The following is a 13,190-nucleotide window of genomic DNA, read 5'->3' on the forward strand; positions in this document are numbered from 1 at the left end:
CATGCCGATCGATAAAAACGCACAACGCATCGCCGCCATCGATTGGCTTCGCGGCATCGTCATGATGTTGATGGCGCTCGATCACGCTTCCTGGTTTTTCAACGAACAACGGCTATTTACCGATTCGGTATTGCTGTATGAACCAGGTATTCAGTTAGCCACCGATCAATTTCTGACCCGCTGGATCACGCATATCTGCGCTCCTACGTTTATTTTTCTTGCCGGCGCATCGATCGCGATCAGCAACCTGCAGCGGCGGCAGCTCGGCATCATGGATGATGCCGACATCGATCGCGAGTTACTGCTGCGCGGCGCTTTTATCGCGTTATTGGATTTAGTTGTGTTCTCACTGGTTGGCGGCAAACCCATTTTGCAAGTGCTGTACGCCATCGGCATCAGCATGATGTTAATGGTCTATTTGCAACGCCTCAGCACCGGTGCGGTATTGTGGCTGGCCATTTTGATTATCGCGGGTGGAGAGTTTTTGCTAATGCTGCTGTGGCAACCAGGCGGCGACACGCCGATTTGGCTGGCACTCACCTTTGCACCGGACTTCAACGACAATTACACGGTACTCTACCCCGCTCTACCGTGGCTCGGAATGATGATGCTCGGTTGGGTTTTCGGACAATGGCTCATGACCAAGCCACCCGGTTCTGAAGCTCCACGCCGGCTACTATTAACTTGCGGCTGGTTGGCATTGACGCTGTTCGTAATCGTTCGCGGCCTCGACGGTTACGGCAATCTATTTATGTACTTGGAAGGCAACACTTTAACGTACTGGCTGCACGTCAGCAAATATCCGCCCAGTTTGGCTTATACGCTGCTGGAATTGGGTTTGATGGCCATCATTCTGTCGTTGCTGATGCGTTTGGAGTCATGGAAAAAAACCATCCATCGCAATGGCCCCGTGCTGGTATTCGGACAAACCGCGTTATTTTTTTACCTCGCCCACTTCGTCGTACTGACAGCACTGAAACCGCTGTTTGAACGCGGTGGTCTGGAACAAACTTACGCAATCACGCTGCTGGCGCTGATCATCCTCTATCCGATCTGCCGCGCTTACCGCACCTTGAAATGGCGGCATCCGCAGAGCCTATTACGCTTCTTATAATCTCAACACGCATTATTGCATCTCAGGAAAGCGCTGATTAATTCGCCGGGCAAAATAATATGCAAGGCGAATGGAACGCAAGAAACGAAACATACCAATAATATGATAGGCGGGCTTCTGAACGCCGCCCAACGCAGTAAATCGCTAGTACAGACAATTAATCAGCGCTTCCAAGCGAACCGGTAGCAATATTTTTCATTCAGTTTTCGTTCATTCAGACCGGCGTAGATTGACGCCATCAGTAACCATCAAGAATAAACAACTGAAAGGAGAAATATCATGAACACCCGAACGAGCAAACTAACCAGCCTGTTGTTGACACTGTGCTTGGCACTCATATTGGCAACACCTTCCTTAGCTGAAGCAGGCAGAGGCCATCGCGGTCATGGTCATCACCATGGACATCACCATCATAAACACCACCACGGCGGTTACGGCGGCGGTTACGGTTATGTGTATAGCCAACCGCCGGGGTATTACCAACCCTACTACCCGCAACCGCGCTATAACTATTACAACAACTATTACCCCGCTCCGATTTATACTCTTCCTCCACAAATGATGATGGGGATCGGCACCGGAAATATGGATTTTATGATACGCTTCTGACATTGCAGGCCGGCGGCAGATTGCACTGTAACTGTGGCCAGCCTAATTTCTACTTTTAACCCGGGGATGGTTGGTTATGAATAGACGATGGAAATTCGTAATCATCGTAATAATCATGACAAGCGCGGACATGCAGGCAACAGCCGATACGCTAAATCCTACTCACGAACGCTCAGCAGCTAGCGATCCGGCTGCCGGTATTACCGAGCAAAAAGCAATTACCATTGCGCAACAACAATTTAAAGGCCGCGTATTGGCAGTTAATCAAATCGATCATACTTATCGGGTAAAAATTCTCAGCAGCCAAGGTACGGTTCATACCGTTTTAATCGACGTGCATGACGGCTCGGTGATTTCAGCACACTAGCGCTGCCACAAAATCTCATGTTACTGGAACACACGCAATTTTTTTCATAGTAGGTATCACAGGAGATAAACATGCGCATCCTGGTTATTGAGGATGAATTCCGTTTACAAAATCAGATCCGCCAGCAATTGGAGGCAGCGGGTTATATGGTCGATATCTGCGGCAATGGAGACGAAGGCCTGTTTCTCGCTACTGAATATCCGATTGATGCAGCCATCATCGATATCGGCTTACCCGGCAAATCCGGTCTGGAAATCATCAAAACACTGCGGGAACGCGGCAGTTTATTGCCAATCCTGATTCTGACCGCGCGCAGCAGTTGGCAAGACAAAGTGCAAGGCCTGGAAATGGGTGCGGACGACTACCTGACCAAACCATTTCAAATGGAAGAATTGCAAGCCCGGGTTAAAGCTTTGCTCAGACGCGCCACCGGCATTCCGCAAACAGAATTAAAATGCGGCCCGATTACGGTTGATGTTACTTCACAAACGGTAACGGTTAACGGAGAGACTATTGAATTAACGTCGTTCGAATACCGCTTGCTGGAAGAATTGGCGCGTCATCACGGCGAAGTGCTTTCCAAACATACCTTATCCGATTACCTCTACCCGCACGACGAAGATCGCGACAGCAATGTACTCGAAGTCATGGTCGGACGGCTGCGCCGCAAATTGGACCCAGCCGGTACGCTGAATCCGATTGAAACCATGCGAGGCCGCGGTTACCGGTTTAATTTGGAATGCAATAAACCGTGATGATGTCACTCAATCAGCGTGTTTTGTTCAGCGCTACATTGGTATTACTGATTTTTATCGTGGGAATTGCCTGGATGCTGGATCGGGCTTTTTATGACAGCGCACGTTTAGGCGTCAAAGACCGGTTGTTTGCAAAAGTACTGATGTTGATGGGCGATGCCGAGGTGGAAGACTCGGGGGAATTGGACGTTCCTACCAACTTACTCGATGCGGAACTCGGTCACGTCAATTCCGATGCTTATGCCTTTATCGTCGGTCCCGGCAATAGCATTGCCTGGCGCTCCACCTCATCACTGAACAAGCCGGTTCCGGACATTCCCTTAGTGGAGAAAGGTAAAAAGGAATTTACGCAAATTCTGATCAACGATGCGCCCTATTTTGTTTACCGGTACGGCGTTGCCTGGGAAACACCCAGTGGCGATTATCCATTAACTTTTTATGTAATCACCGATGCGACGTTATTTGAAGCGCAGATCGAGCAGTATCGCGAGGATTTATGGGGTTTACTCGGCATCATGGTGGTGTTGTTGCTGACCACGCAAATGCTGGTGCTGCGCTGGGGATTACAACCGCTCCGCAAAGTTTCCATCGAGCTCGCAGCGATTGAATCCGGGCAGCAGGAAAGTTTAAAAAGCGCCTATCCTAGCGAATTGCAGCTATTAGCCGACAATATTAACTCGCTAATCGCACACGAACACAAACAACAAAAGCGTTACCGTAACGGTTTGGCAGATTTGGCGCACAGCCTCAAAACGCCGTTAGCCGTGCTCCAAGGTGCTATTCACAGCGACGACAATGAAACCAGCCGGCACCAGGCGATACAGGAACAAATCGACCGCATCGACAACATCATTCAATACCAGCTACGCCGCGCCGCCACTGCCGGCAGCTCTCCCGGGATGGGTATAATCATCCTGCGTCCGTTAGCCGACAGAATCGTCGCCACCGTTGCCAAAGCCTATCGTAACAAGCAACCTGATATAGCAATCCAAATAGACAGTAATATCGGTTTGCGCATTGATGAGGGTGACTTGATGGAGTTGCTCGGCAATCTGGTTGACAATGCCTTTAAATGGTGCCGGCAGCGCATTCAACTATCCGCCAATTATCAAGACAATCAAGTTGTCATTCAGGTAACCGACGACGGTCCCGGTATTCAACCTAATCAAATCGCCAGAATACTGGAGCGTGGCGTGCGCGCCGATCAATCCACCCCCGGCCACGGCATCGGTCTGGCCATTGTGCGTGATATCGTTCAGGTCTACGGCGGAGAATTATCGATTGAAAATCATCCGGCTGGCGGAGCCTGCATTACGTTGCGCCTAAAGAAAGCCAAATAAACGAAAGCGACCGGTATCGCTCTCTTTAATGAATTGACCGATCAAGCTTTAATCAGTGTCCAAATCCCGATAACGATAAATCCGACACCGGCGAGATAGTGCAAATATTTCGCACTGATATGCTCGGAAATAAAGCTGCCAGCCAGCACTCCGATGGCCGACGTGGCGATGAGGGCCAGCGATGCACCGACAAATACCGTCAGTTTGCTGACTTCCTTATCGGCGGCAAATAGTAGTGTAGCAAGCTGTGTCTTATCGCCAAGTTCCGCGATAAATACCGTGACAAAAACAGTTAATAAAATTTTATATTCCATGGAAAAAGTCTAAAGATTGATTGTAACGATTGAAGTTAACCGATTGGAATCATGTCATGCTTTCTGATCATCATGTTCAAATCATGCATCATTTCCAAAAAACAGCGATAAGATAATAAATTGTTATGATATTCTTCAAAATCAGCTTTCAAGCTTAACCGGTATGAACGAGAGGAGCAATCATGATTAAAGCGTATGCAGCGTTTGAAGCGGGTGGCAAATTACAGCCATTCGAATACAACCCGGGGCCACTTGGCGATCACGATGTGGAAATCGCCGTTGAGCATTGCGGTATCTGCCATAGCGATCTCAGCATGCTGCATAACGACTGGGGAATCACGCAATACCCGTTCGTTCCGGGACATGAAATCATCGGCACTATCTCAGCCAAAGGCACTCATGTGCATAATTTATCAGTCGGTCAACGTGTCGGTTTAGGTTGGCATGCCGGCTACTGCATGACATGCCATAGTTGTCTATCCGGCGATCACAATTTGTGTGCACAATCGGAATCCACCATCGTCGGGCGCCACGGCGGTTTTGCCGACAAAGTACGCGCCAAGGCGGTCAGCGTAGTGGCACTACCGGATAATCTTAATGCTAAAACCGCAGGACCATTGTTTTGCGGCGGCATCACCGTTTTTAATCCGCTGGTGCAATATAACATTCCATCGACTGCAAAAGTAGCCGTCATCGGCATCGGTGGTTTAGGTCATCTCGCATTGCAATTCGCCAGTGCCTGGGGCTGCCACGTAACTGCTTTTACTTCCAGTGCGGACAAACAAAAGGAAGCGATGTCTCTGGGTGCGCACGCGGTGCTGAATACGAAAAACCCGGACGAATTGGCTGTCGCCGCTAATCGCTTTGACTTGATCCTCGTAACCGTGAATGTAAAACTGGATTGGAATGCTTATCTTGCCACTTTACGCCCTAAAGGCCGGTTGCATTTTCTCGGCGTACCGCTGCAACCACTCGATCTTAACGTATTTCCGATGATTGCCAATCAACGCGACGTATCCGGTTCACCCGTCGGCAGCCCTGCCACCATCGCCACCATGCTGCAATTCGCACAGCAGCACAAAATCGAACCCGTTATCGAAAGCTTCCGCATGGATCAAGTCAATGATGCGTTTGCAAAACTTGCGAGCGGCTCAGCGAAATACCGTATTGTTTTGCATAATTAGTAACCTCTCAAGACATAACATTGCCGGGACTAAAATTATAAGCATCGATCATTGGAAATTGGTTTAGCATCAGCTGGTTTCTGTTTCGAACACGAATTAGGCGCCGCAGATATCAATTGGTCGATCACCTTTCCAATCAACAAGAAAGTTTGACGAAAATATTCACAGTTGGAAAAAACAATATTTCGGCTTACTATGTCAAGCAGTATCAAATTATATTAAAATATACTTAATGCTTTCTATCAACACCCGCCACAAACCCATTAATTAAAAGCCATTTAATCCATGTGCTTATCCGGGGAGAACAAAAATATTGTCCATATTTTTGATTTTTAACTGCAAAAAGATTTTTGAGCGATTTAATATTGAAACAATCGCGGATATATGCCGCCGCCAAGGCATTTTTCTACTGGGCTTCGTTCTGCTGCAATATTCGATGGCAGCGATGAGCGCCGGCATTGCGATCATGGAGCAAAGCGTTAAGGAATTAGGGCAAGCATTTTCCGGCGCACCTACCAACATCAGTGACGGCAGTATGGTGTTCTTTAATCCGGCGGCGATGAGTCACGTGCAAAGCCGATTGGTAACTTCAGCGGGTTATATTTCCGTACCGTTTGCGCAATTTCATAATCAATCGTCCGCGACCGTGTCCGGAGCGCCGCTCCGCGGTGGTGATGGCGGCGATTTTGTAAGTCCCTCGTTTATCCCGAATTTTTATTATGTGCATCCGCTCACAAACCGGATTACATTTGGCATGGGCTTCAATGTTCCATTCGCGGCTCGCAATAGCTACCACTCTGACTGGAAAGGCCGCTATCAAGCCATCGATTCCGAAGTCACGACGTACAATTTCAACCCGTCGCTATCGTTAAAAGTTACCGAGAAACTATCGCTGGGAGTCGGATTCAACGTGCAATACCTGACTTCCAAATTTACCAACGCCATTGATCTCGGCACAGGCTGTGTCGGAAGATTGGGGACTTCGATCTGTACCCCCCTGGGATTGTCGCCGCAACAATCCGATGGCCATATCTCGCTCAAGGGCGACAGCGTCGGCTTTGGATACAATGTCGGCGCGTTCTACACACTGAACTCCAAGATTCACCTGGGCGCCAGCTACCGTTCCAGGATTGTCCATGATATCGACAATCATGCGAATTTCACGATACCCAAAAACGCCGCGATACTCACGCTCAGTAATTCTTTCGTCGATACCGGCGCGCAAACTTCGGTTACCTTACCCGACAACGTTTTATTCGGTTTTTCCTATCGCATCAACCCTCGCTGGGCGTTTTCCGCGGATGCCTTATGGACGCACTGGAGCTTGATCCGCGAGCTCAGGACCGATTTCAAATCCAATCAAAGCGACGACGTACAGCCGCTGAATTGGCGTGACACCTGGCGCTACGGCGGCGGCGTGAATTATTTCACCGAAGATGGCAAGTGGATATTCCGCAGCGGTTTCGCCTATGATGAAACGCCGATCCCGAATCCGGCAAATCGCTCGGCGCGCCTTCCCGATAGCAATCGTTACTGGCTATCTGTCGGCGTGACTTATGCGATCCGCCAAAACATCACCCTTCATGGCGCGTATGCGCATCTGTTTTTCGATAACCCGACAATCAACCGGCGCGGAACCACAGGCGAACTGCTCGCGGGTAAATATACCGAGCAAGCCGATATCATCGGTTTGCAATTGGACTGGCGATTCTGAAATAATCCCCACCCCGCTTTGCAAAAATACTCGCATTCCCGCAAAGTGTTTCTCCATGACTCTGGTTAAAATTCGTCCATGCGCATCGGTATCGATTTAGGCGGCACTAAAATAGAAGGCGTGGTGCTGGATGATTGCGGTGCCGAATGTCTGCGGAAACGCGTCGACACGCCTCAATCCGAAGGTTATTCAGCGATCCTGCGTACCATCGCCTGCCTGGTGGCATCGTTCGAAGCCGAAGCTGGCCGGCGTTGCACGATTGGTATCGGAACACCGGGCGCCATATCGGCGGTAACCGGCAGGATGAAAAACTCCAATACCATTTGCCTGAACGATCAATCATTGCTGGAAGATTTGCAGGCTTTGCTGCAACGTCCGCTGCGCATCGCCAATGACGCCAACTGTTTCGCCCTAAGCGAAGCACTCGATGGCGCGGGTAAAGATCACGATGTCGTGTTCGGCGTCATCATGGGCACCGGCGTCGGCGGCGGTATCGTACTCAACGGCCGATTGCACCCGGGCCGGCAACATATCGGCGGCGAATGGGGTCACAATATTCTCGAATGGAACGGACCGGATTGCTATTGCGGTCAAAAAGGCTGCGTCGAAACGCTGATCTCCGGCCCCGGCCTGGCCGCCGATTATCACCGCCACGGCGGCAATCGCGCATTCAAAGCCCATGATATCGTGACGCTGGCGGTACAAGGCGATGCCTTGGCTGAAGCTGCGATGCAGCGCTTTTTCGAGCGCTTTGGCCGCGCCCTGGCGATGGTGGTCAACATCCTCGACCCCGATGCCATCGTGCTCGGCGGCGGGCTTTCCAACATCGAGCGACTCTACACCGAGGGCCGCAACCGGGTCGCGCATTACGTGTTTAACGATCAACTCACCACCCCTATCTTGAAAAACATCCACGGCGACAGCTCCGGCGTCCGCGGTGCAGCGCAGTTGTGGCGGAGTGATGAGATTTGAAGAAAATATAGATTTCTGTAAAACTATAAAAGCTATGAATATTACGTATCAGCTTACAGAGGCTGCGATCTTACACATTTGGTAGTTTGCGATTCACCCAATCCAGATTTTTTCTGAACTCCACATAGGCAGGATAGCAATTTACCAGTTCCAACAGCAATTGCTTCGATTGAGTATAAAATTCATTTGAGAGATCCTGACTCTGAAGCTTTTCCTCATAAAGCCACCCGAGTTGAATATATGAAATCGCCAATCCGTTTTTGAACGACACATTTTGTGGATACGCCGCGTAGAGTTCTTTCGACAACTCAATATCTTTCTCAAAGAAAGTCAACGCCTGTTCCAGATTGCCCAGCGCAGTGTGCGTTGAGCCCAGTTTCTCGTACGAAATCGCCAATCCGTTTTTGAACGACACATTTTGTGGATACGCCGCGTAGAGTTCTTCAAACAATTTGGTCTCATCTTCAAAGAAAGTCAACGCCTGTTCCAGATTGCCCAGCGCAGTGTGCGTATCACCCAGTTTTGAGTACGAAATCGCCAATCCGTTTTTCAAACCTGAATCCTCCAGCGCCGTGTTTAACAGTTTCCGAACAATCGCTGTGTAGCGTTCAAAAAAAATCAAACTCTGCACTAAATCACCGGTAATGCTGTGGTAGCTCCCGATGCGCTCGCACAGAATGCCCAATCGAGCATCCGGCGTCGATTCAAAAATCGCCACGATCGCTTCGGCAAAGCGAGTGTACATAACCGCATCATAGTAGCTCGCACCCGTGATATGCGTACCTTCATAGTCCAATTTCTCAATCAGTTTGTTCACCAGTGATGCACAGTTCGCGTATAAGTTGAGATTTTTCTCCCGCACCACTTCCTGCACCACCGGGCTACATTTAAAAGTCCCATTACTCGCGTTGTGTTCTATCCAGCCTCTCTGGGAGACCGAAAGCAAAGAATCGGGGAGCGCCGAAGCATTCGGCAGCAGCGATTCAAGCACCGTAAAACCAATGCTTTCCGCTGGCAGCACTGCAAAAATAGAAAGTAAAGCCACTTCCTCCAAAGGTAGCTCGCTCAGATCGTACATTGCGGCCAGAATGACTTCCGGCGTTTCCTTACGCATAGCTCCTTTGCTCTGATAGTCTGTACCGATCGCTTTCGAATGACTGAGTTTGAACAATCCCCGTTGCTGCAAATCATTCAATAACTGCATAAGACTATATTGCTTTCGAAGAAAATTATCATGCGCAGCCAGGTTCTTGGCGAGCAATTCAAGCACCAGCGTATTGCCGTTAACTGCTTCACGGATACGCAAGAAAAGCGATAGTTCGATATCATCAAGACAGCGGTAATATTTTTCAAACAATGTAAGAGATTCTTTCTCTGTCAACGCACCAACCGGAAAAATTTCAGCATGTTCCAGATGCGTGACACGCGTAGTCAGCAACAGATGAAAATTGCTACAACGCCGCAAGCGCTGATAATTGCTCTCTAGATCAGTCAGTTCGTTCGCATTGTCGACAATCAGCAAGCAAGGTTTGTCCAGATTCATCAGAGCGGCGAATAACTTGTCAAGACGTTGTTCACTATCTTGTTGCTCATCAAATTGTAGGCCAAGCGGCATAGCAAGTAGCAACAGCGCACTGGCAATGCTTTTTTCACTCAATACCCACGCCACATGAGTGTATTCATGATGATAAGTATGATAATACTTGGCAGCGATGGCAGTCTTACCGATACCCCCATGGCCATTGACCAGCAATAATAAATTGTCTTTAAGAGAAAAAAGCTTCTCGTGGATACACCGCAAGTCTTCCAGACGCCCCAGGAAGACTTCGGGTAGAAAGGGAGGCGAAGTCAATGCATGCGGGATACGGCATTCATTCGCATAGGTAACATAGATATCACCCTGTTCGGCATAGACCGATTTGCTTCCTTGCTCCGTCGATCGTCTAATTTCTTCCATCGTTGAAATTTACTGAATTTTTATCTTGACATCGTTTACCGATTTTTCGATATAAACACTCTTTTCGCCTTGGGTAATTGTACGGCTGCCACGATTGACATCATTGCGTTTAAATTCCGAAAATCCGTCCATTTCCAGTCTATCCAACTCCTTATTGAATTGCAGCCAAAGATCGCTCTGATCTCGAAAAGTGCCGTAGAAATGCTTCAGCTCGCTGAGTTTCTGTTGAAATGCGGTAAGACTATGATCCATAATCACACCATCGGGTGCTTTGAAGTATGTAAAAATAAATGGTTTCTGCATCGACCGAAATTGTCCAAAAGCAGCATCAAACTCCTCAGCCGTATACATGCCGACTTTGGTGTAGGCCAGCAGCACGAACAGATCAGCTGCTCGCACAAACTGATTATATTGGCTTTGCGAACCGGTCACTAACATCCGCGCGGAAAGGTCTTCCCAAATATCGAGATGCAAAAATATGTCCCGCTCAAACCAAACCTTGCACTTCCGATAGATTTCCCGCTCGAAATATTCTCGCTCGGATAGAAGTTCTTTCGATGACGCCATAAAAATATTTATTTTTTTCATCACATTAATCAACTTTATCTTTCAAAGCAAACACCACCCCCGCCAGCGGCGGCAACGTAATCGCGATCGAGTCGGAAAATCCCATCCATGGCATGGGGGCGCTGGCGATACTGCCTAAGTTGCCGAGATTGCCGCCGCCGTAATATGCCGAATCGCTGTTGAAAATTTCCTGATAGGCACCGCTGCCGGGTACGCCGATGCGATAGCCGATGCGTGGTACTGGCGTAAAGTTGAGCACGATCAGTACGAACGAGCCGTCTTTGGCGCGCCGCAGGTAGCTGATGACCGATTGTTCGACATCCTGACAGTCGATCCATTGAAAACCTTCGGTGGCGAAGTCAAGTTGATGCAGCGCCGGGATATTTTTATAGCAATGGTTCAAATCGCGCGCCGCCGCTTGCACGCCGGCATGCAGCGGCTGTTGCAGCAATCCCCAGTCGAGTTCGCCGTTGACGCGCCATTCACGCTGCTGCGCGAATTCGTTGCCCATGAAATTGAGTTTCTTCCCCGGCGAGGTCATTTGATACGTCAGCAGCAATCGCACGTTGGCGAATTTCTGCCAATCGTCGCCCGGCATTTTGTTGAGCAGCGAGCCTTTGCCGTGCACCACTTCGTCGTGCGAGAACGGCAGCACGAAGTTTTCGGAATAAGCGTATAACTGGCTGAACGTCAGTTGGTCGTGATGATAGCGGCGGAAAATCGGGTCTTGCTGCAGGTACGACAGGGTGTCGTGCATCCAACCCATGTTCCATTTCATCGAAAAACCCAGCCCGCCGGTATATGTTGGCCGCGACACACCCGGCCAGGCGGTGGATTCTTCCGCGAGCGTCAATGCGCCGGGAAATTCCGCATGTATCATCACATTGAGTTCGCGCAGAAAATCAATGGCCGCCAGATTCTCCCGCCCGCCGTATTGATTCGGCAGCCATTCGCCTTCCTTGCGCGAATAATCGAGATACAGCATCGACGCCACCGCATCGACGCGCAAGCCGTCCAGATGAAACTCGGCCAACCAATAATTCGCGCTGGAAAGCAGGAATGACTTCACCTCGTTACGGCCATAGTTGAAAATATACGTACCCCAATCCTGGTGAAAACCGAGACGCGGATCTTCGTGTTCGTATAAGGCCGTGCCGTCGAACCGCGCCAATGCGAAACGATCTTGCGGAAAATGCGCGGGCACCCAATCCAGAATCACGCCGATTCCCGTTTGATGGCAGGCATCGACAAAAAAACGAAAATCATCGGGGGTACCGTAGCGGCTGGTCACGGCAAAATAACCGGTAGTCTGGTAACCCCATGATTCGTCCAGCGGGTGTTCGGAAACCGGTAGTAATTCGATGTGGGTGTACCCCATATCGAGAACGTAAGGCAGCAAATGCTCGGCCAGTTCCCGGTAAGAATAAAAGCGCCCGTCGGGATGGCGCTTCCACGAACCGGCATGCAGTTCGAATATATTCAGCGGCGCATGCAGCCAATCCCAGTGATTGCGCTGCGTCATCCATGCCGCATCTTGCCAGGTATACGTATTATCGGCGGATGTCAGCGCCGCTGTTTGCGGGCGCAATTCGAAACGGCGGGCGTATGGATCGGTTTTAATCAGAATCCTGCCGCTGCTGCGGTTACGAATCTCAAATTTGTACAGCGAATCCGGCGGCAGTTCCGGAATAAACAATTCCCAGACGCCGCTGGCATGATGCACCCTCATCGGATGCACGCGGCCATCCCAGCGGTTGAAATCACCGACCACACTCACCCGCTCGGCGTTGGGCGCCCACACCGCGAAACGTATCCCGGTCACACCGGCATTGATTACCTGATGCGCTCCGAGCGTTCGATACGCCTGCCATAGCTTGCCTTCGTTGAGCAGATACAAGTCATGATCGGATATTTGCGGCGCAAAAGCATATGGATCGTACGTTTCAGAGACGATCGGCTTATCTTTCTCTTGCTCGATGCGTAAACGATAAGGCATAGCCGGCATCAATTCACCGGACCATTCAAAAATTCCTTCGGCATCCATGCGATGCATCGGCTCGAAGCCGATCGCTGTTTTGATCCAGACATGAGCGTCATAAGGACGGAATACACGAACCACCGTAACCCCGTGCTCGCGATGCAGCCCCAGGTAACTGAAAGGATCATGAAGCCGCCCTTGCAGCAATGCGGCGTGTAACGAATGAGTTTTATGCGCGATTTTCACGATGCTTGATGTAGTTCAAATATCGGGAATTATAGCCTGACTGTTTCGGCGCAATGGATAATTAAAATAAAAC

General features: G+C 49.7%; 12 protein-coding genes. 8 read left to right on the forward strand and 4 right to left on the reverse strand.

All coding sequences use genetic code 11. The features are described from left to right. The first annotated feature begins 1 nt into the window (after position 1). The 5 genes from KF839_RS07215 to KF839_RS07235 all read left to right on the forward strand — a co-directional run bounded on the left by KF839_RS07215 (position 2) and on the right by KF839_RS07235 (position 4,185). A complete protein-coding gene (locus KF839_RS07215; RefSeq protein ID WP_292917172.1) occupies positions 2-1,114 on the forward strand; it encodes an acetyltransferase domain-containing protein in 1,113 nt (370 codons plus the stop codon). A gap of 279 nt (positions 1,115-1,393) precedes the next feature. Further along, a complete protein-coding gene (locus KF839_RS07220) occupies positions 1,394-1,723 on the forward strand; it encodes a hypothetical protein (RefSeq protein ID WP_292917173.1) in 330 nt (109 codons plus the stop codon). A gap of 115 nt (positions 1,724-1,838) precedes the next feature. Next, positions 1,839-2,090, forward strand: coding sequence for a PepSY domain-containing protein (locus tag KF839_RS07225; protein ID WP_292917174.1), 252 nt, complete (start codon positions 1,839-1,841; stop codon positions 2,088-2,090). 71 nt (positions 2,091-2,161) lie between these two features. Next, positions 2,162-2,845, forward strand: coding sequence for a response regulator transcription factor (locus KF839_RS07230; RefSeq protein WP_292917175.1), 684 nt, complete (start codon positions 2,162-2,164; stop codon positions 2,843-2,845). Continuing rightward, positions 2,845-4,185, forward strand: a complete 1,341-nt coding sequence (locus tag KF839_RS07235; RefSeq protein WP_292917237.1) for an ATP-binding protein — start codon at positions 2,845-2,847, stop codon at positions 4,183-4,185. Before KF839_RS07230 ends, KF839_RS07235 begins: the two co-directional genes overlap by 1 nt. A 41-nt stretch (positions 4,186-4,226) precedes the next feature. On the opposite strand, the gene KF839_RS07240 is transcribed toward KF839_RS07235, so the two are convergent. Next, positions 4,227-4,499 carry a TMEM165/GDT1 family protein gene (locus tag KF839_RS07240; RefSeq protein ID WP_292917176.1) on the reverse strand — a complete coding sequence of 91 codons (273 nt, stop codon included), beginning with the start codon at positions 4,497-4,499 and terminating at the stop codon, positions 4,227-4,229. Between the two features lie 182 nt (positions 4,500-4,681). Here KF839_RS07240 and ahr point away from each other — a divergent pair, with 182 nt between their 5' ends. The 3 genes from ahr (at position 4,682) to KF839_RS07255 (ending at position 8,369) form a co-directional block, all read left to right on the forward strand. Beyond that, entirely contained in the window at positions 4,682-5,683 is a 1,002-nt protein-coding gene (gene ahr, locus KF839_RS07245; RefSeq protein ID WP_292917177.1) for an NADPH-dependent aldehyde reductase Ahr, read from the forward strand. A gap of 313 nt (positions 5,684-5,996) precedes the next feature. After that, on the forward strand, positions 5,997-7,397 hold the full coding sequence (locus KF839_RS07250; protein WP_292917178.1) for an OmpP1/FadL family transporter: 1,401 nt from the start codon (positions 5,997-5,999) through the stop codon (positions 7,395-7,397). A 78-nt stretch (positions 7,398-7,475) separates the two neighbouring features. After that, positions 7,476-8,369, forward strand: a complete 894-nt coding sequence (locus KF839_RS07255; RefSeq protein WP_292917179.1) for an ROK family protein — start codon at positions 7,476-7,478, stop codon at positions 8,367-8,369. Positions 8,370-8,439: 70 nt separating this feature from the next. Here the strand turns inward: KF839_RS07255 and KF839_RS07260 are convergent, their stop codons facing one another. From KF839_RS07260 to glgB, 3 genes are read right to left on the reverse strand one after another with little or no spacing between them, the layout of a single operon-like run. Continuing rightward, positions 8,440-10,326, reverse strand: a complete 1,887-nt coding sequence (locus tag KF839_RS07260) for a tetratricopeptide repeat protein (RefSeq protein ID WP_292917180.1) — start codon at positions 10,324-10,326, stop codon at positions 8,440-8,442. Between the two features lie 9 nt (positions 10,327-10,335). Further along, entirely contained in the window at positions 10,336-10,914 is a 579-nt protein-coding gene (locus KF839_RS07265) for a hypothetical protein (protein ID WP_292917181.1), read from the reverse strand. Between the two features lie 4 nt (positions 10,915-10,918). Next, positions 10,919-13,117 (reverse strand): 1,4-alpha-glucan branching protein GlgB, encoded by a 2,199-nt coding sequence (gene glgB, locus KF839_RS07270; protein ID WP_292917182.1) that lies wholly within the window; start codon positions 13,115-13,117, stop codon positions 10,919-10,921. Positions 13,118-13,190: the final 73 nt, after the last annotated feature.

The organism is Nitrosomonas sp. (assembly GCF_019635155.1).
Classification (GTDB): Bacteria; Pseudomonadota; Gammaproteobacteria; order Burkholderiales; family Nitrosomonadaceae; genus Nitrosomonas.